The following is a 22,596-nucleotide window of genomic DNA, read 5'->3' on the forward strand; positions in this document are numbered from 1 at the left end:
TTGTAAAGTCCTATCCTTAATATTACGCGCGATAATCGATTACCGCCCGGCTAGCGATATTTCCTGACACATTGCGCAGAAAACTATTCGCCTACGGCACTGCGGCAGCCATCGGCTCTTAACAGAGCCCAACCCTGCCTCAATGGCCGGTAAACTCATCTAATTAACTCAATGTGTGCAATTACAGCAGCGGATCTAATCCGCCCTGCGCTTCCAATGCCATCAAATCGTCGCAACCACCAATATGCCGCTCATCAATAAAAATCTGTGGCACCGTAGTGCGCCCACTGCGCGTAATCATCTCTTCACGCTTTTGCGCATCGCCATCAATTGGCAATTCGTTGAACGCCACGCCTTTACCTTCCAGCAAGGCTTTTGCGCGATGGCAGTATGGGCAGGTAGCTTTAGTATAAATATCGATCTTTGCCATAACATTTGCCTCCCGGCTTTATGATTTCCCACTCACTAGCGGAAGGTTTTCGCCGCTCCAGCCAGCCACACCGTCTTTAAGTACAACGACACGTTCAAAACCGGCTTTCATCAATCGCTCGCCCGACTCCTGTGCCGTCATGCCATTAGCATCTACAACAATGACAGGCCTGCCTTTATGTTTTTCGATTTCCGCTAAATTACCGCGTTTAATGTCGCCAGCCTGCACATTTACAGCGCCTGAAATATGGCCTTTGCGGAATTCATCCCGCTGACGTAAATCAACCACCAGCGCATCTTCTTTATTAATTAGACTTGTAGCCTCACCGCGCGTCACGACCTTAACTTTAGAGGTCAGGCCCTTGAATGTGGTATAGAGCACGGCTGCCAGTAACGCCAGCCACGCAATACTGAGTATGGGGTGACGGCCAACGAATTGCATAATCTCTTGCATGGGGGGTACAGCTCCCGACTAAATAAAGATAAAAAAACCAAGACAGGAGTATACCTGCGCGCCGTGGCAAATACAGCCGGTTAAAATAATGGAATCACGTTTTGCGCTCTATTACGAAAAAATTATCGCGCCTGTGCTTCATCTACTTACCCAGCGGCAGGCTCAGATTCTTTGATCTTTCGAGGCTATAAATCCCGCACGCCTGTAGTAGAATCGATTCAACTTTGACTTTGATGCACGAGGTTGTTTGCAATGTCAGTATCTAAAAAACCAATGGTTCTGGTCATCCTGGATGGCTACGGTTATCGCGAAGATCAGCAGGATAATGCTATTACTCGCGCAAAAACGCCGGTAATGGACGCCCTATGGGCAAAGCGCCCTCATACGCTAATTGATGCATCAGGGCTAGAAGTTGGCCTTCCCGATCGCCAAATGGGTAACTCAGAAGTTGGACACGTAAACCTAGGCGCGGGGCGCGTCGTTTATCAGGACCTCACCAGGCTGGACGTTGAAATCAAAGAGCGCTCATTCTTCAAAAATCCTGCGCTATCCGCCGCTGTCGATAAAGCAGTCTCCGCCGACAAAGCTGTACATATTATGGGCCTGCTCTCCGCGGGCGGCGTTCACAGCCATGAAGACCATATAATGGCAATGATTGAACTAGCCGCAGAGCGCGGTGCACAGAAGATTTATCTGCACGCATTTCTGGATGGACGCGATACGCCGCCGCGTAGCGCAGAGCCATCCCTCCGCCGCTTCAGTGAAAAGTTTAACGCGCTAGGTAAAGGCCGCGTGGCTTCTCTCATTGGCCGTTACTACGCAATGGATCGCGATAATCGCTGGGATCGCGTTGAGCTAGCCTATGATTTATTGACGCAGGCTTCAGGAGAATACCTGACTGATAGCGCTGTAGCAGGGCTGCAGGCGGCTTATGCGCGCGATGAAAATGATGAGTTTGTAAAACCAACGGTAATTCGCGCAAACGGTGAACCGGATGCCGCGATGGAAGATGGCGATGCGCTCATCTTTATGAATTTCCGAGCCGATCGCGCCCGCCAAATCACCCGCGCATTCGTAAATCCAGACTTTACCGGCTTCGCGCGCAAAAAAGTGGTTAACTTCAGCGATTTTGTCATGCTGACAGAATATGCTGCTGATATTAATACAACCTGCGCCTACCCGCCGGCCTCGTTACTAAATACTTTTGGTGAGTGGATGGCGAAGCAGGATAAAACCCAATTGCGCATTTCCGAAACTGAAAAATATGCACACGTTACCTTCTTCTTTAACGGTGGCGTCGAGACGCCATTTGAAGGCGAAGATCGCATCCTGATTAACTCTCCGCAGGTGGCAACCTACGATTTACAGCCTGAGATGAGTTCTGAAGAACTTACAGAGAAGCTGGTTGGCGCCATACAGAGCGGCAAATACGACGCGATTATTTGTAACTATCCGAACGGCGATATGGTTGGGCATACCGGCGTTTTTGAAGCCGCGGTTAAAGCCGTAGAAACGCTGGATGCCTGCATCGATAAAGTAACGCAGGCAGTGGAAACTGCTGGCGGCCAACTGCTGATTACCGCCGATCACGGCAATGCAGAGCAAATGCGCGATCCGGCCACCGGCCAGGCGCATACGGCGCATACCAACCTGCCGGTCCCGCTGATTTATGTGGGTGAAAAATCAGTGAAAGCAATCGACGGTGGCCGGCTCTCAGATATAGCGCCAACCATGCTGACTCTCATGGGAATAGAAATCCCGCAAGAGATGACTGGTAAGCCGCTGTTCATCGTGGAATAATCTTTCCCCATGTGGGGAAAGACGATTTTTGCGAGAACATGGGGCAATATATCGGGACGATTCCCGTTAAAGCCTTTCGTTTACGCCAGCGCGTTCAGCGCTGGCGTATTGTTATGCCTGACATCCGCTCAGGCCGACGATAAGGCACGCCTTAAATCTATTCAACAGGACATCGCCGCCAAAGAGCAGGCCGTCCGGCAAAAGCAGCAGCAGCGCACTGCGCTCCTCAATACGTTACAGGCCCAGGAAAAAGCGATAGCCACCGCCGCCCGTAAGCTGCGCGAAACACAAAACGTTCTCACCACCCTCAACCAACAAATCACTACTTTAAACGCCTCTATCAGCCGCCTTGAAAAACAGCGTATAGCCCAAACGCGCGCGCTTGCGGCCCAGCTCGACGCAGCATTCCGTCAGGGGCCTCACACGGGTCTACAGCTGATTTTAAGCGGTGAGGAAGGCCAGCGCGGGCAGCGTCTGCAGGCTTATTTTGGCTATCTGAATCAGGCGCGTAGAAACACTATTCACGATTTGCAAAAAACGCGGGCGGTGGTATCGCAGCAAAAAGCAGAGCTGGAAGAAAAACAATCACAACAGCAAACATTGCTCTATAACCAGCGCGCTGAGCAAGGAAAACTGGAAGCGGCTCGTCGCGAGCGTAAAAATACGCTTAGTCGCCTTGAAGTCTCTATTCATGAAAACCAGCAGCAGTTGAATGAGATGCGGCAGAACGAGTCGCGCCTGCGCGATCGCATCGCCCAAGCCACCGCGGCGGCAAAAGCACGCGCCGAGCGTGAAGCCAAAGAAGCGCAGCGTGTACGCGATCGCCAAAAGGAAGCGTCACGTAAAGGCACCACCTACAGGCCAACGGAGAGTGAGCGTTCGCTCATGGCGCGAACCGGCGGCCTTGGCTCTCCGCGCGGCCAGGCGCTTTGGCCTGCCCGAGGGCCGCTGTTACATCGCTTTGGCGAAGCGCTGCAGGGCGAACTACGATGGAAAGGCATTGTGGTTGGCGCATCCGAAGGGGCCGAAGTAAAAGCCATTGCCGATGGGCGCGTAATTCTGGCCGACTGGCTTCAGGGATACGGACTGGTGGTGGTCATCGAGCACGGAAAAGGCGATATGAGTCTTTATGGTTATAATCAAAGTGCGCTGGTAAATGTCGGCGCGCAGGTTAGAGCAGGACAACCCGTTGCGCTGGTTGGCAACAGCGGGGGCCAGGGGCGGCCATCGCTCTATTTTGAGATTCGTCGCCAGGGGCAGGCCGTCAATCCACTACCGTGGTTGGGAAAATAAGTTTTGCTGCGATTCCGAAGTACAATTTTTGCGGTAACCGTATCGCTGATGCTAAATGCTAACGCGGTTGCGGGAAAGCTGGCGATTGTGATTGATGATTTTGGCTATCGTCCGCATCAGGAAAATCAGGTTATCGCTTTTCCAGCCCCCATTTCTATCGCCGTACTGCCTAACGCACCGCATGCCCGGGACATGGCCAATAAAGCGTGGGGTGCCGGGCACGAAGTGCTTATTCACTTACCGATGGCCCCGTTAAGTAAACAGCCGCTGGAAAAAGACACCCTGCGCCCAGAAATGAGCAGCGCTGAAATCGAGCGAATTATCCACGACGCCGTGCAGAAAGTCCCGCACGCTACGGGTTTGAATAATCACATGGGTAGCGCCATGACCTCCAGCCTGTTCGGTATGCAAAAGGTCATGCAGGCGCTCAAGAATTATCGCCTTTATTTCCTTGATAGTGTCACCATCGGTAATAGCCAGGCAACGCGCGCCGCCGCAGGCACTGGCGTTAAAGTAATTAAACGTAAGGTTTTTCTGGATGATAACCAGAATGAAGCCGCTGTTCGCCAGCAATATGACCGTGCGATAGCGTTGGCGCGACGTAATGGCTCGGCGATTGCTATCGGCCATCCGCACCCCACTACGGTGCGAGTGCTTCAGCAAGAGTTACGCAGACTACCCTCAGATATCACACTGGTACGCCCATCGAGCCTGTTGAATGAACCACAGCATGCGGCAGCCTCTACGCCGGGCTACGCTGACGCCGCACCGCCCGCGCATAAGCCTCTTTCACCCACGGCGCAAAACCTGCATATTTGTAAGCTGAGGCGGCGACCAGCGCCGGTGAATGCAGATCGCTTCTTTAGCGTCTTACAAGAGAGCATGGCGCAAAGTACGCTGGTTAAATATCTTCAACTTCAGTGGCAAGGCTGGAACCAGCCGCGCAGCTAATACGAAAACCAGGTAGACTTTCCGTAAAACTCTTCGCATAGAAAGCGACGTTGATTGCGTGCTGAAAAGGCGTATTGCGAATGCCTTTGTGAGGATCCACTCGCATTTTTACTAAGAGAAGGGCCGCTTTTAGCGGCCCTTCTTCCGGGTGAATAAGCGCGTTTAGGCACCCCAGTCTAAAATAACTTTTCCAGACTGGCCGGAGCGCATAGCGTCGAAGCCTTTCTGAAAATCATCAATAGAAAAACGATGTGTAATGATGGGTTCTAAATCAAGGCCAGACTGAATGAGGGCCGCCATTTTGTACCAGGTCTCGAACATTTCGCGGCCATAGATCCCCTTAATGAACAGCCCCTTAAATATGACTTTCGTCCAGTCAACGGCCATATCTGATGGAGGAATGCCTAGCATCGCAATACGCCCACCGTGATTCATGGTATCCAGCATAGTTCGAAACGCGGGTGGCGCACCGGACATTTCCAGACCAACGTCAAACCCCTCGCTCATACCTAGCTCATGCATGACGTCGGGCAAATTTTCCTGCGCCACATTTACCGCCCTGGTTACACCCATTTTGCGCGCCAGCCCCAGGCGATATTCATTTACATCGGTTATCACAACATTCCGGGCTCCCACGTGCTTTGCCACTGCGGCAGCCATAATGCCGATAGGTCCGGCGCCGGAAACCAGGACATCCTCGCCGACCAAATCAAACGACAGCGCGGTATGTACCTCATTACCAAATGGATCGAAAATAGAGGCCAAATCGTCAGAAATATTGTCCGGGATTTTGAAGGCGTTAAAGGCCGGGATAACCAGATATTGCGCAAAACAGCCGGGCCGGTTGACGCCAACGCCAATGGTGTTGCGACACAGGTGCGTGCGCCCCGCCCGACAATTACGGCAGTGCCCGCAGGTAATATGGCCTTCGCCAGATACGCGATCGCCGATGCGAAAACCGCGCACCTCCTGCCCCATTCCAACGACTTCTCCAACATATTCATGGCCTACGACCATCGGCACCGGAATCGTTTTTTGCGACCACTCATCCCAGTTGTAAATATGTACGTCTGTGCCGCAAATAGCGGTTTTACGAATCTTAATCAGTAAATCGTTATGCCCCACCTCAGGTTGAGGGACATCGGTCATCCAGATACCTTCTTCGGCTTTCAGTTTCGCTAACGCTTTCATAACGTGTCCTCAGGCAATAACGTTCAGCTTCCGGCCAATGCGCGTAAACGCGTCAATGGCACGCTCAATTTGCTCGGTGGAGTGCGCCGCGGACATCTGCGTACGAATGCGCGCCTGGCCTTTTGGTACCACAGGATAGAAAAATCCGGTAACGTAAATGCCTTCCTGCTGCAGCTCACGGGCAAAATTCTGAGCCACGACGGCATCGCCCAGCATGACTGGGATAATCGCATGGTCGGCTCCAGCCAGCGTAAAGCCGGCAGCACTCATCCGTTCCCTGAACAAACGAGCATTGGCCCACAGTCGCTCACGCAGCTCACTGCCGCTGGCCAGCATCTCCAGCACCTGAATTGACGCGGAAACAATCGCCGGAGCCAGAGAGTTAGAGAATAAATAGGGCCTGGAACGTTGACGCAGCCACTCCACCACCTCTTTTCGGGCTGCAGTATAACCACCGGATGCGCCGCCCAGCGCCTTACCCAGTGTGCCGGTAATAATGTCAACGCGGTCCATCACACCGCAATATTCATGCGTTCCACGCCCATTTTCGCCCACGAATCCGACAGCATGGGAATCATCTACCATTACCAGCGCATCATATTTATCCGCCAGATCGCAGACGCCCTGCAGATTTGCAATAACGCCATCCATTGAGAACACGCCATCGGTCGCTATCATGATATGACGCGCACCAGCCTCGCGTGCTTCTCTCAGGCGCTGGTCCAGCTCTTCCATATTATTGTTGGCATAGCGGTAGCGCTTCGCTTTACACAGACGCACGCCGTCGATAATCGACGCATGGTTTAGCGCATCAGAGATAATCGCATCTTCCGGCCCCAGCAGCGTTTCAAATAACCCACCGTTAGCGTCATAACACGATGAGTACAAAATCGCATCTTCCATCCCCAGGAAATCTGCGAGCTTTTGCTCAAGCTGTTTGTGGCTATCCTGAGTACCGCAGATGAAGCGTACCGACGCCATACCAAAACCGTGACTGTCCATTCCCTGTTTCGCCGCCGCAATCAGCGCCGGGTGATTGGCCAATCCTAAATAGTTATTAGCGCAGAAATTAATGACACTGCCGCCGCCCGCGACCGTAATATCCGCCTGCTGCGCGGAGGTAATAATGCGTTCCTCCTTGAACAGCCCTTCAGCGCGTGCCGCATCCAGACTGGCCGTTAACTGTTGATAAAAATCTCTTCGCATTGCAATTCTCCAGGCATGACGAAATTTGGCCCATATTACCTAAAGGTACGGTCTGATACGAGATGACGCTTCAGGGATTACCCATTTTGCAGCATAAATCACGACCACCGGTAAAAGTTTCAGGATCGATATTGCTCCCGGGCTGCCCGGTCATCAATGAGATGGTATGATAAAAGGCATTAAGCGCCCGGGCGCCTGTCGCCCGGCTCCACTGTTTAAAGGTTAACACTTATGATTATTGTCACCGGCGGCGCTGGCTTCATCGGCAGCAACATTATCAAAGCTTTGAACGAAATTGGACGTAACGATATTCTGGTTGTGGATAACCTGAAAGACGGTACCAAGTTTATTAATCTGGTGGATCTGAATATCGCCGATTACATGGATAAAGAAGACTTCCTGATTCAAATCATGGCCGGTGAAGATCTCGGTGACATTGACGCCATCTTTCATGAGGGCGCCTGCTCATCCACTACGGAGTGGGATGGTAAGTACATGATGGATAACAACTATCAGTACTCAAAAGAGCTGCTTCATTATTGCCTTGAACATGAAATTCCTTTCCTGTATGCCTCTTCTGCCGCCACTTATGGCGGCCGCAGCAGCGATTTTATTGAATCCCGCGAATACGAACAGCCGCTCAACGTTTACGGCTATTCCAAATTTTTATTCGATGAATACGTGCGCCAAATACTTCCACAAGCATCATCTCAAATTGTCGGTTTCCGCTATTTTAATGTGTATGGTCCGCGTGAAGGCCATAAAGGCAGTATGGCAAGCGTTGCTTTCCATTTAAATACTCAGCTTAACAACGGGGAGAACCCCAAATTATTCGAAGGAAGCGACGGCTTTAAGCGAGATTTTATCTATGTGGGCGATGTCGCTGCTGTTAACCTGTGGTTCTGGCAACACGGTAAATCCGGCATATTTAACTGCGGCACCGGTCGCGCCGAATCTTTCCAGGCCGTCGCCGACGCTGCGCTCGCGTATCATCAGAAAGGCAGCATTGAATACATTCCCTTCCCGGAAAAGCTGAAAGGCCGCTATCAGGCTTATACTCAGGCCGATCTGACAAATCTGCGCGCCGCAGGATACAGCCAGCCGTTTAAAACAGTGGCAGAAGGCGTTGCGGAATATATGGCCTGGCTGAATCGCAGCGTATAACGGTTGCCTTGCTCATGAAAATATTGGTGATTGGCCCTTCGTGGGTAGGCGACATGATGATGTCGCAAAGTCTTTATCGCACGCTTCGAGCCCGCTATCCTCAGGCAATTATCGATGTAATGGCACCTGCATGGTGCCGTCCTTTACTCGCCCGCATGCCGGAAGTGAACGAAGCCATTTCCATGCCTCTGGGGCATGGGGCTTTTGCACTGAGTGAACGCCGCCGTCTGGGTTTAGCTCTGAGAGAAAAACGCTACGATCGCGCTTTTGTACTACCTAACTCATTTAAATCAGCGTTAATTCCTTTTTTTGCTCACATCCCAATTCGGACCGGCTGGCGGGGAGAAATGCGCTACGGTCTGTTAAATGATGTTCGCAAGCTGGATAAATCAGCATGGCCGCTTATGGTTGAGCGCTATATCGCACTGGCCTACGACAAAGGGACAATGCAATCGGCAAAAGAACTGCCTCACCCTCTGCTCTGGCCACAATTACAGGTTAGCGAAGGGGAAAAAGGTAAAGTCTGCGCTCAGTTCTCTATCGACGACGCTCGCCCATTAATCGGATTTTGTCCGGGCGCTGAGTTCGGGCCAGCCAAACGCTGGCCACATTACCATTATGCATCTCTGGCTCAGTCCCTCATAGAGGATGGCTACCAAATTACGCTATTTGGCTCCGCAAAGGATAAAACCGCCGGTGAACAGATTATCGCGGCCCTTCCCGCCGAGCAGCAGCCATGGTGCCGAAATCTGGCTGGCGAAACCGAGCTGGATCAAGCCGTGGGGTTAATTGCCGCCTGCCAGGCTATAGTCACTAATGATTCAGGCTTGATGCATGTTGCGGCCGCGCTAGGCCGCCCACTGGTAGCGGTATATGGCCCTAGCAGCCCGGACTTCACGCCACCGCTATCAAACAAGGCGCGGGTAATCCGCCTAATCAGTGGCTATCATAAAATTCGCAAAGGAGCTGCGGATGAAGGCTATCACCAAAGCCTGATAGATATTTCCCCTAAGCGTGTTTTAAATGAACTGCACGGTCTATTAAATAACAAAGAGGTGTAGTTTATGCGCGTGTTGATCGTAAAAACATCGTCTATGGGCGATGTTCTGCACACTCTTCCAGCCCTAACCGATGCTGCAAAGGCAATTCCCGGAATTCATTTTGACTGGGTGGTTGAAGAAAATTTCGCGCAAATACCGGGCTGGCATCCGGCGGTTAGCAATGTTATCCCCGTAGCTATACGCCGCTGGCGTAAATCCTGGTTTTCATCAGCAGTTCGCGCTGAGCGTGCCGCATTTCGTCGCAGGCTCCGCTCAGAACGCTATGATGCCGTCATTGATGCGCAGGGGTTAGTAAAAAGCGCGGCTCTGGTCACTCATCATGCAAAAGGCGTTCGCCACGGTTTTGACTGGCGCAGTGCCCGAGAGCCATTAGCGACACTGTTCTATCAGCGCCGCCACTCAGTACCGAAAAACCAACATGCCGTTGAGCGTACCCGGGAGCTCTTCGCCAAAAGCCTGGGCTATCAAAAACCCGCAGAACAGGGTGATTACGCCATTTCAAGCCATTTTGCGGGTTTAAATTTAACGGACGAAAAAAAATACGCCGTTTTCTTACATGCAACTACTCGAGAGGATAAACACTGGCCAGAAGAGCACTGGCGGGAACTTATCGCGCTGATGGGGCCAACGGGGTTAAAGATTAAACTCCCCTGGGGTGCACCGCATGAGGAAGAACGCGCCAGGCGTTTAGCGGAAGGGTTCAAATATGCTGAAGTGTTGCCCAAGCTGGATCTCGAATCCATCGCGAGAATACTTGCAGGCGCAAAATTCGTTGTTTCTGTAGATACGGGGTTAAGCCATCTGGCCGCCGCGCTGGATTGCCCAAATATCACTTTATATGGCCCTACAGATCCTGGGCTAATTGGTGGGTATGGAAAGCATCAAATCGCATGTCGTGCGCAAGGCGGGGAGCTTAAAAAACTATCAGTAACTTTACTTAGTCAAGCAATAAAAAACTTTCTCTCTTGAGATTATTATAAATATCCAATTATATTAACAATAAGGCCAACATTAATGTGTTGGCCTCAGAGGCTAAATAGTTCTATTTCTTCTTTCCGATATAAGGGAGCAAAATAATAGCAACGTAGTCAACCATGATGAAGGAATAGGCTTAGCATGCATAATTACATCACTTATACCAAATAGTAGCATTGCTATAAGAAATGTTAAAATTAACGGCTCTTTCTCTGAAAAAGAGTAATATGCTAGTGATATATAGAAAAATACGAGGATGATTATTCCAATAATTCCTTTTGTCGATAAAGCTTCAATCCACTCATTATGCATGTGTACGTCCAAATAAGCAGAAACACTATTGAATATTTTATTTTCCTGAGATAATTGTTTGATTTTTCTTCCCCTATCTTCCAATGATTGCCACGTTAAGTCTTTCTCAGTAACTAAAAACCCACCTTCTAGCATCGCAAAACGTGCACCTATAGATGTAGATGCTTTACCTTTTTTATAAAGCTCAACATCTTTATAGGCTAAATTTACTCTGGAAGTGATTGCTTTATTAAACAATAATCCGCATGCCAAAACCAATATAACAAATACAGGGATAATCTTAATTACCTTTCGCTTATCTTTATAAGAAAATATAAGCGCAATAGCAGTTATTAACGGTAAAGTAAAAATTGCAGATCTTGTTCCAGTCATCGTCACTGCAGAAAAACTCAGTATAAAAATAATGAAAAAAAGAGGTAATCTATATTTTAAATTAGATTTAAGTAAAGTCAGTAACGCATAAAGTGATGAGAAAGTGATCATATATGCAGCAATAGTAGCGGCCCCCATAGTTCCAGGGACAGCATCCATTGCAGACAGAGGGATGCGATCAATATTCAAGTAGGCGCCTTGATAGAATGCCCTTATTAACAAAATAATATGCCCTGTTAAAGCAGGTATCAGAAAATAGTTATAGCTAGAGAATATCTCTCTTTTGGTTATTACCAGAAGTATAAATGCGCTAAAAAATAACATTTTTCCCGCTTCAAGATACCCACGATATGCATTCTTATATATTGCTTCAGGTGTTTTGAAGTAGCCATACCAAAGCAGGTTAAGACACCCAAGGAATAATAATGACAAGAAAAAACACTTCATTCCCTTTGACAGCAGTAGATAATATCTTACATTAAAAGAAACAAGAGCTAACGACAGTAAGCCAGCGATAGTAATTGCTTTATTTGCGATATGCGGATCAATTGAAAGTGAAATAAATCCAAGCGAAAGAAAAATAAAAATTATTATTGGGATATACCTTCTTAGAAGGAGTTCAATCATATTAGTTTTCTCGGGATATAATAAACATATTAGGCTGAAAAAGAGAAAAAGAAAGTCCGAAGCCAAGCTCTAGATTTTTTCAGAAACAAATTAACTTTACTTCTTGGAGACTTTTTATTGATTGTTCTTAAATTACGTTCTGCCTCAAGGTGACTATTTAATTCACATACAATTGGATGTTCTATTATTTCAGACAGGAAAAAGTTATTTATAACTCCATTTCTCTTCATTCTCTTCCAGTCATCGGCACGAAATATACCATCTTTCTTCGCTAAGTTTAGTATTTTCCCACACATTTCTTGACTAATTAGATAACTGCAAGTTCGTCTAATTTTATGTTGATTATAGGTCACTCTTCTTAATTTTATCTTCCCAAAATCAACAAAAGTGAATAAACTCGTGGCAATTACGGGATAGTCATGCAATCCTTTCTGCCCACCAAGAATATAAAGATCGTCATTATTCAGTTTATTTATTTTTTCTGAATTCAACAAATCGAAGAAATAACCTAGCTGATCATCAATAATGACATCATCTTCAAGTATAATAGCCCAATTATGATTTTTAATTAGAAAATCATGGTAAACGCTACGATGACTTAATGCACAAGCAATCTCGCCATCACTCATTTCAGCTGCATCCCCACCGCTCAAACGAACTTCTTCTATAAGAGTTTTATTTTCAGAACATTTAGCATCAATGGCATCGTAAAAGGAAAAATCGATATCTATTTTCTTGAAATCATCTGAGATTTTTTTTCGACGTTCTTTATCTTTTAATAAAGAAACGACATAAATAGGAACCGCCATCATACGCTCCAAATTTTCCGTTATTACTTAGAACCTAATTTATTCAAAACCTTTACAGTTTGATATTTTATATAATAGATAATTGATTGAGAAATAAGGCTTTTTTTAAAGGAATGTCGGAATCTCACTTTATATTGCTTTTCACCACTAGCATCCAATAAGGGAATATCAAACCATGCAGAATGATTATAAGCATCACGAAAGAATTTCCCGCTAGGGTAAGTAGCCCATGTATGCCATGGTTTAGTGATGCCAACATAATGGATCAACTTTGTATCACTTTTTATACTTTTCAGGTATTCGGAACCACTTTTATTACGTAGCTCATAATCTATTCCATAAAGTTGATTAAATGCATTATTAAGGTAAATACATCCTCCAAAGAAAAGAATGTTAAGTATATCTTGATCAAGACATTTATATTTCATATGGTTAGGATCATCATTTAGCATACTAATGGCTTTATGTATAAACCCTCTTCGTTTCCATTCAGAGAGATTAAGGTATATTACACCCGCATTGAAATAGTTACCTGCCAAGCCAGGAACATTGAGCCTTTCTGCCGGTTTACCTTGCATATAGGCATTGTCTTTAACAACTGCAACGTATTTTTCTGAATCAAAATTTAATTCATTAAGCGATAATATATCGTCTTTACAAATCACATCAGCATCTATATACAAAACTCTATCACAAATATAACTAAGCTTTTCAAAAGCAAGAAATCGAAAAAAAGTGGCATGAGACCATTGTTTAACGCTTGGAAATATTTTTACAAAATCTTGGGATACAACATAAATAGAAAGATGAACATTACTCTTTTTAGAAAATAACTCAGCACGAGCTAAATATTCATCATCTATATAGTCGGTAAATATGTGAAATTTTAAGTTCAAAGTACTATTATAATCACATATTGATTGCATTGAAATTGCAGCACCGAACATAAAATTCTTGTCGACGCCATAGGCAATGTTTAATACTGAGTCCGTATTAGCTAGATCGGTACCAAACATATAGGTTTTTTGTATGCTATCTTTCATTATTTTTAACATTTACCATCTCCCAGAGATAAAGCCACTCATTTCTTTCCTTTTATTTTTTTAAGAAAATTACGTAACTTTAATTTATAAACGACCAGATAATAACCAACATCTTTTTTATCATTCTTTATGCCTAAATGGCGTTCCATTGCTAGCCTATCTTTTGCCATTCGTTGGGAATTACAATACTTACCCGAGAGATCTATTATCCTAACACCGCTCTTTTCAACAATAAAATTCCCACGATGCGGATCACCTGATAACATTTTATCTGAATGAAGTTTATCCATCTTCTGTTTTATTTCAGTTTTTATCTCTTCACTAATACATTCCATATCATCCAATTCAATGCCATTTATATACTCAATTAGCATAATAAATACACTGGCGTAATTAAGTATTTTCCTTTCAGCAAGAAGATAAAAATCATTCGGGAATTCGTTACCCTTCTCCCTAACCCTATCTGTCTGAATGATAAGGTTTTTATAATAATCTCCTTTTACAAAGGACTTCAAAAAACGTTCTAGCTTTTTAGATTTAGGTGCAAAAACTTTAAAAATATAGAGACCATGCTCGGTTCTGATTAGAGAAACTTTGGTGTCATCAATATTTCTTAGGACCTTTACACATTCAACCTTATACTTTATTGCATTCAGAAAGATATCAATATATTTATGATTATCATCTTTCAAGTAGACTTTATAACCTAAAATCTTTCTATACGTTATCATATTCAAGCCGCTTCAATGTTTTAATTTATAATTAATTAGATGCATTAATGCATAAATATATTTCCTTTGCCTTAATTCATGCTTATAACGCTTCTGATATTCACTTCTGGTACTTGCATCTTTTAAAGGGCTGTCCTTCCAGGGAGAGCGCAGAAGTGCCTGATGAAAAAATGATGTTGACTCATAACTGGCCCATTTGTGCCATGGTTTTGTGACACCAGTATAATGAATAAAAACAGTTGATTCTTTTATTGTATTTTTATAATCGGAGTTATTTCTTGCCTTAAGTTCATTTTTAATTGAATATATACAATTAAAATCTCGAGAGAGATAAATATTATTATTACCAAAGGCAATATTTAAAGCATCTTGATCAAAATACTTTAAATTACCAAATTTAGTATTACCTTTTAATAATAAAAATATATACTCTGATAAATTATTTTCTTCCCATTTATTTAAATTAGCGTAAATTAATCCTGAATTAAAATATGTTTCATTGAATTCTTCAACTCCCAATCGCTTGGCGCTATTTTCTCTGGTCTTTTCCAGATCGGGTACTACCGCCGAGAATTTTTCTTCCAGAGAGATTTTTAACAGAGATGAAAGGCTCCCCTTACAGACGATATCAGCATCTACATATAATACTTTCCCTAAAATGTTACTAAGATAATCAAAAGCTAATAATCTAAAATAGATCGCATGGCTCCAGAAATCAGAAACAGGTAAGTAACTCAAAGTCATAGGGTCAATTATATAAACAGTTATCATTGTATTATATAATTTCGCTAACTGGTTAAATTTATCCAGATTGTCGCTATCAATAGAATCAGTGAATATATGAAATGCCAGAGGTATATCTTCGTTATTTATAAGTACTGACGTAATTGAGATTGCTGTTCCAAATATAAAATTCTTATCCACGCCATACGCGATATTTAAAGCGATTTGTTGGTTCCTTACTTTTGTATCGCCTAAGGTAAATGTATCTTTGATAAAATTTTTCATTTTACATCCTAATTATTATATTAATTTTGAGATAAAATACTTTAAATATAAAAATAATCCATGAACATATTTATTTTGATGAAAATTATGTTTTGCGGCATAACGATATTGCATACTATTTTTAGGAGAAATATATCTATCATTTTCCCAAACCGATACTTCTTTAGCGTCTCTATAAAATTGAGCAGCATCATACATAGCAACCCAACTATGCCATGGCTTGCATGGACCTATATAATGAATAAGTCGAGTATTCTCATTTATCGGACAAACTGATTCAGTTTTTAATTCATAATTTAGACTATATTGCGTATTAAATATTTTATCTATAAAAACTACGCTGCCAGCAGTCAATATATTTAACACATCCTGGTCATAGTAAATAATTCCTTTAAAATCTTTTATATTATTTAATGTCAAAATAGCCTTTCCTGTAATATCTCCTTTTTTCCATTCATTAATATTAATAACTAAAACACCACTATTAAAATAACCATCTTTAATCTTACTTACACCCAGATCGTGAGATCTTTTCGCCCACCATTCATTATTACGCTCTGCTACAGCTGCAACATAATTATTATTGATATTGAGCGAAAATAGTTCTGAGATATCACCTTTACAAATAATATCCGAATCAAGATAAAGTATACGATTTACTTCTCCATAGAAAAAATCCGCAATTAACAAACGATAATATATAGCAATTGACCATAGTTTATTTTTGGGGAGATTTTCTAATTTATCTGTTTTAATAAAATATATTTTGATAACTGTAGAGCTTGTCTCAACCATCTCTTTGATTTTTATTAAATCATTTTTATCAATGCTATCTGTAAAAATATGAAAACAAAAATCATGTTCTTTATTTTGTTGTAATATCGAGGATATTGAGATTTTGCAACCAACCAGAAATCTAGCGTCAGTGCCATAGGCGATGTGCTTAACACTTTCTATCTTATTAGAGTGCGAACCAAATGCTATGATCTCTTTGATAATCTCATGCCTATTAAAATACATAACTCCTCCAGTAGACATCTATGTTATCAAGACTATTAAAGGGATTTTCTTCTGGTTCTATCATGAATATATTGTGCTTTGACTTGAGCTTTTTTTATGAAATTACTTTCTAACGTTAAAATTTTTCGGAGGTCGATTTGAAAATAAACCCGAAGGAAACGATAAATATCTCTTTGCGTCAGTCCAATATTTAACGTGGAAAAATACAATCCGATAAGATCTTTATCTCGCCATCGTTTCGGTACTCGATGCCGAATTTGGGCACGATGTAAATCTATTATCGATATCTTCAGGTCTTCCTCTTCTCCATCAAAAGGTAGATGTAAAAGAAAATGACAGATATAGCAATCGCGATGATTAACTCCGCCATAGTGCATATCTCGCACCATTTCAGCGACGCGCTTTATTAGCATACGTTTAATGTGAGGTTTCGGCGGATGTAGCACCCAATCAGCACAATACTCTTCCAGGCTAACTGTTGGAGTAAGATCTTCGGTAATAATAAAAGAAGTACGACGTAAAGGGTTTAATCCTTTTTGCCCAAACGCCACGCCAACCATCGTGTCTACGCCCAGTCTTTCTAAACGATGGATAGCCTTCCATTCTCTGTCCGCACCCAATACAGGCAGGCGAAGAGAAATGAGATTTTTAATAACTTCTTTTAATGTCGTACCTTTATGTAGCTTCAGGAAATAGCTTTTCTCTTCACACTCAAAACGCAGAGTGCGCCGCGTTTCCAGTTCGCGGAAGATCTCACCCTTTAGAAGCTCAACCTCTCTAAACGCATCTTTATTACGCCAGAGAGTGGAAAATGGCTCTTTTAAATCAAGCATTAGGCTCACCTATTATCAAGTCTGCCGCTTTTTCAGGTAGGCTATATAAATCTTCGGTATCAGCATAATGGCGCGCAGCAGCCGCCCACTCACCTCGGCGGGTATCCTGCATTAATGCCTGGCCAAGTATTTCATTTAATTTGCTTTGCTGGAAAGGCGAGGCGATAACCCTGCCACATTGTGCAGCGACGATGTAGGGCGCATAGCCGCATATTTCAGTCACAATTACCGGCAACCCGGCAACGATCGCTTCCAAAAGCACGATCCCTGCAGCCTCCTGTCGGGCGGGATGAATCAATAAATCAGCGGATGCCATAAGCTCAGCAATATCGTTACGCCCGGCAAAAAAACTGACCTGGCCGGCTATGCCGTGCTTACGCGCCAGAGCTATATAACGGTCCGGTTTATCCTGGCCAACAACCATGAGTTGCGTGCGCGAACGTATCTTCTCTGGTAGGGCCGAAACAGCTTCAATGCTGCGATCAACACCTTTACGTTTAAAATCGGACCCTACCTGTAATACTAATAATTGCTTGTCGTCTATCCCATTTTTCTGCCGATAAATAGCCCTGGCATTAGGTATTTGATGGTCATATTTACGATCGGGATAAATTCCGGGGGGGAGCAAATGAAAACGCCCTGATTCGGTCTTATAGTGACGCTGAAAATCCGTGATCTGATTTTCAGTTAACATGAGAAGCTGGGTCTTCGCACCAGGCTCAAATACACAGCGCTCAAAGGCAGAAAAGTGTTTATAGCGTGGAGTCAGGCGATACAAGTACCCTTTTTCGCGTGCTACTTTTTCGGCGTAGCACACATCGGCTGCATAATAAACGTCCAGGCCGGGCATTTTATTAAATCCAACAATCCGTTCGACAGGATGCTTATGCAAATGTGCCTGTACCCATGCATAATATTCCGCGTTTCGCCCGTGGTTTGTTCGCGCATGAACCGGTACTACGATGAGTTCGAATTCTGCAGGGCACTCCCCTTGCCAGGATTGGGTATACACGCGAACGCTATGCCCTCGGGCCGCTACCGTTTTAGCAATACGTATAAAATCACGTTGCAGGCCGCCAAACGGAAAATACTTATACAGGCAAAACGCGATTATCATGTTGCACTTCCAGACTCACGGATAGGTTCAGATCCCTCAACTTCGTCTTCGGCTTTATTCGAATTTAACATCTGATTCGCCGCCGCAATAACATCCTCTGCAGGAATAACTGACAGATATTTTTGGCTCCGATCCAACTCTTCGCGTTCTGGCATTTCCGCATAATCTCCAGCCCACAACTGAATCGCGTTATCCGTCCATGGACGCCAAAATACGCGGTCGGTCGCACCAAATAGACACACGATGGGCGTATCGAGCGCGGCAGCCATGTGCATAGGAGCAGAATCAACTCCAATAAAAAGCGCAGCATGATCGATAAGCGCCGCCAGCTCTGGCAGCTGCGTTTTTCCTGCCAACGCAGTGATGGGGCGCTGCTCGCATTCATCAGCAATACGATTTACGCACACTAAGTCATCATCTCCCGGCCCGCAGGTTAACACTACTTTATATCCCTGAGCCTGGAGAGCATCTGTGACTACTGAAAATTTGTCCTCATCCCAACATTTAAATATTTGGCGGGCGGTTGGCTGTATGACAACATACTGCCCGTGAACACCGGCTTCATTTAATATGATTTCCATTTCATGCCAGTGTTCAGGCTTATAACTCATCGTCGTTTTGGTATAAAAATCCTTAATACCCAGCGCTGACAGTATTGATAAATTACGCTCGACAATATGCTCCCCTGTTATCGGTGCCAGGCAAGTGAAGCTATTTTTCCAAAAGGTGGTTTGACGATGCGCATAATCCTGAGAAATTTTTATCTCTGCAGGAATGAGTCGCATGAGTAGTGCCACCATCCACTGATCGGTGAGGTTAAGAATGATATTGTAGCGATTAGCGCTTAATTGCTGGAGAAGGTCTAAAAAGTTACTGACTTTTTCCAACACACCCGCACTCTTTTTCGCAACACCATATAATGAACCAATTTGTACATTCTCAGAAAGAATAGGAATGGTATCTTCATACAATAAGACGTCGATTTGGGCATTTGGATAATGTTGCTTCAATGAACTAATTACCGGCGTTGTCAGTAACATATCGCCATGAAAACGCATTTTTATAACGAGGATCTTATTAACCGGCTCTTCCACAAATCCCTCACCAGATATGTAATGAATGGAAGTAATGAAATAGGCACGCTACCGCCCCAGGCTCATAGCTACCCGTAAACTGTCCATACTTCTCAAATTTATGAAGTAGTATATCACTTCCTTGTAAACAATCCGAAATGAATCTTTTTGCTCAAAGCCAGCCATTTGATATAAATATCAATAAGATATGTTTATACTTTGACTTTAATATTGCGTTTTTTGCGCTCTCTTTTTCACCTTTCCGCTATACTCACTCTAGCGAATGAATTCATGCTTTTTATTGAAATTCAATAAAATAAATACTATTTTTCTGGCATGAGCGTTCATCTCAGGGAAATGAATAGCAATATCCCAGTGAAATACATAGAATCCCCTCACATTCCCCGGATAACGATACGCCATGCTGCAATTGCTCTACACCATACTCCTTTATCTTATTCAGCCGCTCATATGGCTACGACTATGGCTGCGCGGTCGTAAGGCGCCAGCCTATCGTAAGCGCTGGGGAGAACGGTACGGCTTTTATCGCCAAAAGTTACAACCAGGCGGAATTATGCTCCACTCGGTTTCGGTTGGAGAAACACTGGCCGCTATCCCGTTAGTAAGAGCTTTACGCCATCGTTATCCTACATTACCTATTACAGTCACCACAATGACGCCTACCGGCTCAGAGCGAGTACTGTCTGCCTTTGGCGATGACGTACAGCACATTTATTTACCCTACGATCTTCCAGACGCCATCGGGCGTTTTCTGGATGCTATTGAACCAAAACTTGTGCTCATCATGGAAACGGAGCTGTGGCCAAACCTGATTTCGGCACTGCATCAACGTAGTATTCCATTAGTAATTGCCAATGCGCGGCTTTCCGCCCGCTCGGCAAAAGGGTATGCAAAAGTTGGCAAATTCGTACGTAACCTCCTGCGCCGCATTACGCTCATTGCCGCTCAAAATGAAGAGGATGGCGAACGCTTCATTCAACTAGGTGCCAGACGATCGCAGCTTACCGTAACTGGTAGCCTTAAATTTGATATTTCAGTAACACCGCAAATGGCATCAAAATCTGTCACGCTCCGCCGCCAATGGGCGCCCCATCGCCCGGTCTGGATAGCCGCCAGCACCCACGAAGGCGAAGAAAAAATATTACTATCTGCGCACAAAGCGCTATTAAAGCAATTTCCCGATTTATTATTAATTTTAGTCCCGCGCCATCCTGAGCGTTTCCCTGAAGCCATCACATTAACGCGCGATGCCGGGTTAGAATACGTTACCCGCTCTTCAGGAGAAGTGCCTTCTGCCACAACGCAGGTTGTTATCGGCGATACAATGGGAGAATTGATGCTGCTGTACGGCATCTCAGATTTAGCTTTTGTGGGGGGATCGTTGATTGAGCGCGGCGGTCATAACCCGCTAGAGCCAGCGGCGCACGCCCTGCCTGTAATTATGGGGCCACATTCCTTTAATTTTAAAGATATCTGTGCCCGCCTAACCCAGGCTAACGGGCTTATTACAATTACCGATGAAACATCGCTGATTAATGAAATTGCCCAACTACTTTCTGATGCGGATTACCGTAGCTACTACGGTCGCCACGCGGTAGAGGTGTTATATCAGAATCAGGGCGCATTACAGCGTCTTCTACAACTGCTCGAACCATATTTGCCACCAAGAATGCACTAGGGATCGCCATGCAAACTCGCGCTATTTACCCCGGTACGTTTGATCCGATAACGAATGGTCATCTCGATATTATTCAACGCGCCGCGGTGATGTTTGATGAACTGGTTATCGCTGTTGCCGCCAGCCCGCATAAAAAAACGTTATTTTCTTTAGATGAGCGCGTCGCGCTGGTTGTACAGGCCACCGCGCATCTTACCGGCGTGTCGGTCATCGGCTTCAGTAATCTTATGGCAGACTTCGCGCGCGCGCAGCATGCCAATATCTTGATTCGGGGGCTACGCGCTGTCGCCGATTTTGAGTATGAAACGCAGCTGGCTCAAATGAACCGACACCTGATGCCCGAGCTGGAAAGCGTATTTCTTATGCCAGGAAAGGAATGGTCTTTCATCTCATCCTCTTTAGTAAAAGAAGTGGCGCGCCATGGCGGCAATGTCGATGATTTTTTAGCACCTCATGTACGCCATGCGCTCCTGGCTAAACTGCATCAATAATTAATGCTGACAGTCAGGACACCACCACGTGCTCCGCTGCCCGTGCTTACCCATCATAATTAGCGAACCGCATGTACGACAAGGCTCTCCCTGCCGCCCATATACCTGAAGCTCTTGGGCAAAATAGCCGGGTTTACCATCACTTTGTAAAAAGTCGCGCAGCGTAGTTCCGCCCTGCTCGATAGAACGCAGCAGCACAGCTTTAATAGACTCAGCCAGGCGCGAATACTCTTCAGGCGAGAGAGAGCTGGCCTGCCGATCGGGGTGAATCCCGGCGGCAAAGAGCGATTCGCTGGCATAAATATTCCCGACTCCCACAACCAGTTGGTTATCCATAAGCCAGGGCTTAATCGCACTTTTTTTTCGAATGCTTTTGGCCCGTAGCCATTCACCATTAAACGCCTCGCTTAACGGTTCTGGCCCCAGGTGAGCCAAAACGCGGTGCCCTTCCAAATGCGTAGCCCAAAGCCATGCCCCAAATCGCCGCGGATCGGTATAACGCAATATTTTCCCATTGCTCATCACCAAATCAACGTGATCGTGCTTCTCAGCCGCACGCTCGTTTGGAAGAATTCGTAGGCTACCGGACATGCCAAGGTGGATAATAATCCAGCCGCTTTCCAGCTCCAGTAAAAGGTATTTTGCACGCCGCTGAACGCTTATTACACGCCTGTCGCTTAGCGAATGTATCTCACTGGATACAGGCCAGCGTAGGCGGCCATTACGCACTATGGCATGAAGTATCGTCTCACCTACCAGATGCGGCTCAATGCCTCGCCGCGTTGTTTCTACTTCCGGTAATTCCGGCATCGTATTTCCTCCCGGAACAAGCACAGTCCACGGATAAAAAGTTGGTTGTCATTACGCACTGAAAAAGCGGTATCTACATATTACCGCCTGTCTCCCGCTATTTTCATCACGGCTTAAAACAATCACC

General features: G+C 45.1%; 23 protein-coding genes. 8 read left to right on the forward strand and 15 right to left on the reverse strand.

Annotated features, from left to right (window positions below; genetic code table 11):
- Window positions 1-181: 181 nt before the first annotated feature.
- On the reverse strand, window positions 182-430 hold the full coding sequence (gene grxC, locus SFA31_RS02975; protein ID WP_322836631.1) for a glutaredoxin 3: 249 nt from the start codon (window positions 428-430) through the stop codon (window positions 182-184).
- Window positions 431-448: 18 nt separating this feature from the next.
- Window positions 449-883, reverse strand: coding sequence for a rhodanese-like domain-containing protein (locus SFA31_RS02980; RefSeq protein WP_322836632.1), 435 nt, complete (start codon window positions 881-883; stop codon window positions 449-451).
- A gap of 252 nt (window positions 884-1,135) precedes the next feature.
- Between SFA31_RS02980 and gpmM the strand changes: the two genes are divergently transcribed.
- The 3 genes from gpmM to SFA31_RS02995 are packed head-to-tail and all read left to right on the forward strand — an operon-like array spanning window position 1,136 to window position 4,927.
- Complete coding sequence (gene gpmM, locus SFA31_RS02985) at window positions 1,136-2,683, forward strand: 2,3-bisphosphoglycerate-independent phosphoglycerate mutase (RefSeq protein ID WP_322836633.1); 1,548 nt, start codon at window positions 1,136-1,138, stop codon at window positions 2,681-2,683.
- A gap of 9 nt (window positions 2,684-2,692) precedes the next feature.
- Window positions 2,693-3,976 (forward strand): murein hydrolase activator EnvC, encoded by a 1,284-nt coding sequence (gene envC / locus SFA31_RS02990; protein ID WP_322836634.1) that lies wholly within the window; start codon window positions 2,693-2,695, stop codon window positions 3,974-3,976.
- Window positions 3,977-3,979: 3 nt separating this feature from the next.
- Window positions 3,980-4,927 (forward strand): divergent polysaccharide deacetylase family protein, encoded by a 948-nt coding sequence (locus SFA31_RS02995; protein WP_322836635.1) that lies wholly within the window; start codon window positions 3,980-3,982, stop codon window positions 4,925-4,927.
- A 162-nt stretch (window positions 4,928-5,089) separates the two neighbouring features.
- Here SFA31_RS02995 and tdh read toward each other — a convergent pair whose 3' ends face one another.
- From tdh to SFA31_RS03010, 3 genes are all read right to left on the reverse strand, one after another.
- The gene (gene tdh, locus SFA31_RS03000; RefSeq protein WP_322836636.1) at window positions 5,090-6,118 is read right to left on the reverse strand and encodes an L-threonine 3-dehydrogenase; all 1,029 of its coding nucleotides are present in this window, start codon (window positions 6,116-6,118) and stop codon (window positions 5,090-5,092) included.
- Window positions 6,119-6,127: 9 nt separating this feature from the next.
- Window positions 6,128-7,324: a glycine C-acetyltransferase gene (gene kbl / locus SFA31_RS03005; RefSeq protein WP_322836637.1), complete on the reverse strand. Its 1,197-nt coding sequence runs from the start codon at window positions 7,322-7,324 to the stop codon at window positions 6,128-6,130.
- A gap of 70 nt (window positions 7,325-7,394) precedes the next feature.
- Window positions 7,395-7,553, reverse strand: a complete 159-nt coding sequence (locus SFA31_RS03010; RefSeq protein WP_322836638.1) for a hypothetical protein — start codon at window positions 7,551-7,553, stop codon at window positions 7,395-7,397.
- A 2-nt stretch (window positions 7,554-7,555) separates the two neighbouring features.
- On the opposite strand from SFA31_RS03010, the gene rfaD reads away from it, so the two are divergent.
- Genes rfaD through rfaC form a run of 3 tightly spaced genes read left to right on the forward strand, consistent with a single transcriptional unit; the run spans window position 7,556 to window position 10,518 of the window.
- Window positions 7,556-8,488, forward strand: a complete 933-nt coding sequence (gene rfaD / locus SFA31_RS03015; RefSeq protein ID WP_322836639.1) for an ADP-glyceromanno-heptose 6-epimerase — start codon at window positions 7,556-7,558, stop codon at window positions 8,486-8,488.
- Window positions 8,489-8,502: 14 nt separating this feature from the next.
- Window positions 8,503-9,549 (forward strand): ADP-heptose--LPS heptosyltransferase RfaF, encoded by a 1,047-nt coding sequence (gene rfaF / locus SFA31_RS03020; protein ID WP_322836640.1) that lies wholly within the window; start codon window positions 8,503-8,505, stop codon window positions 9,547-9,549.
- A 3-nt stretch (window positions 9,550-9,552) separates the two neighbouring features.
- Complete coding sequence (gene rfaC, locus SFA31_RS03025) at window positions 9,553-10,518, forward strand: lipopolysaccharide heptosyltransferase RfaC (protein WP_322836641.1); 966 nt, start codon at window positions 9,553-9,555, stop codon at window positions 10,516-10,518.
- A 63-nt stretch (window positions 10,519-10,581) separates the two neighbouring features.
- Here the strand turns inward: rfaC and SFA31_RS03030 are convergent, their stop codons facing one another.
- Genes SFA31_RS03030 through rfaQ form a run of 9 tightly spaced genes read right to left on the reverse strand, consistent with a single transcriptional unit; the run spans window position 10,582 to window position 19,490 of the window.
- The gene (locus SFA31_RS03030; RefSeq protein WP_322836642.1) at window positions 10,582-11,835 is read right to left on the reverse strand and encodes an O-antigen ligase family protein; all 1,254 of its coding nucleotides are present in this window, start codon (window positions 11,833-11,835) and stop codon (window positions 10,582-10,584) included.
- Between the two features lie 29 nt (window positions 11,836-11,864).
- The gene (locus SFA31_RS03035) at window positions 11,865-12,647 is read right to left on the reverse strand and encodes a glycosyltransferase family 25 protein (protein ID WP_322836643.1); all 783 of its coding nucleotides are present in this window, start codon (window positions 12,645-12,647) and stop codon (window positions 11,865-11,867) included.
- Between the two features lie 20 nt (window positions 12,648-12,667).
- On the reverse strand, window positions 12,668-13,699 hold the full coding sequence (locus tag SFA31_RS03040; RefSeq protein WP_322836644.1) for a glycosyltransferase family 8 protein: 1,032 nt from the start codon (window positions 13,697-13,699) through the stop codon (window positions 12,668-12,670).
- 26 nt (window positions 13,700-13,725) lie between these two features.
- Entirely contained in the window at window positions 13,726-14,418 is a 693-nt protein-coding gene (gene rfaY, locus SFA31_RS03045) for a lipopolysaccharide core heptose(II) kinase RfaY (protein ID WP_322836645.1), read from the reverse strand.
- A gap of 12 nt (window positions 14,419-14,430) precedes the next feature.
- On the reverse strand, window positions 14,431-15,426 hold the full coding sequence (locus tag SFA31_RS03050; protein WP_322836646.1) for a glycosyltransferase family 8 protein: 996 nt from the start codon (window positions 15,424-15,426) through the stop codon (window positions 14,431-14,433).
- 15 nt (window positions 15,427-15,441) lie between these two features.
- Window positions 15,442-16,464, reverse strand: a complete 1,023-nt coding sequence (locus tag SFA31_RS03055; RefSeq protein WP_322836647.1) for a glycosyltransferase — start codon at window positions 16,462-16,464, stop codon at window positions 15,442-15,444.
- Window positions 16,465-16,481: 17 nt separating this feature from the next.
- Complete coding sequence (gene rfaP, locus SFA31_RS03060; protein ID WP_322836648.1) at window positions 16,482-17,279, reverse strand: lipopolysaccharide core heptose(I) kinase RfaP; 798 nt, start codon at window positions 17,277-17,279, stop codon at window positions 16,482-16,484.
- Complete coding sequence (locus SFA31_RS03065; protein WP_322836649.1) at window positions 17,272-18,396, reverse strand: glycosyltransferase family 4 protein; 1,125 nt, start codon at window positions 18,394-18,396, stop codon at window positions 17,272-17,274. Before SFA31_RS03065 ends, rfaP begins: the two co-directional genes overlap by 8 nt.
- Window positions 18,393-19,490: a lipopolysaccharide core heptosyltransferase RfaQ gene (rfaQ, locus tag SFA31_RS03070; RefSeq protein ID WP_322836650.1), complete on the reverse strand. Its 1,098-nt coding sequence runs from the start codon at window positions 19,488-19,490 to the stop codon at window positions 18,393-18,395. Before rfaQ ends, SFA31_RS03065 begins: the two co-directional genes overlap by 4 nt.
- 400 nt (window positions 19,491-19,890) lie before the next feature.
- Here rfaQ and waaA point away from each other — a divergent pair, with 400 nt between their 5' ends.
- On the forward strand, window positions 19,891-21,168 hold the full coding sequence (gene waaA, locus SFA31_RS03075; protein WP_322836651.1) for a lipid IV(A) 3-deoxy-D-manno-octulosonic acid transferase: 1,278 nt from the start codon (window positions 19,891-19,893) through the stop codon (window positions 21,166-21,168).
- A gap of 8 nt (window positions 21,169-21,176) precedes the next feature.
- Window positions 21,177-21,659, forward strand: coding sequence for a pantetheine-phosphate adenylyltransferase (coaD, locus tag SFA31_RS03080; RefSeq protein WP_322836652.1), 483 nt, complete (start codon window positions 21,177-21,179; stop codon window positions 21,657-21,659).
- Here coaD and mutM read toward each other — a convergent pair whose 3' ends face one another.
- A complete protein-coding gene (gene mutM, locus SFA31_RS03085; RefSeq protein WP_322836653.1) occupies window positions 21,660-22,469 on the reverse strand; it encodes a bifunctional DNA-formamidopyrimidine glycosylase/DNA-(apurinic or apyrimidinic site) lyase in 810 nt (269 codons plus the stop codon). It lies immediately after the preceding gene.
- Window positions 22,470-22,596 lie beyond the last annotated feature (127 nt).

Source organism: Erwinia sp. HR93 (assembly GCF_034555055.1).
Taxonomy (GTDB): Bacteria; Pseudomonadota; Gammaproteobacteria; order Enterobacterales; family Enterobacteriaceae; genus Apirhabdus; species Apirhabdus apintestini.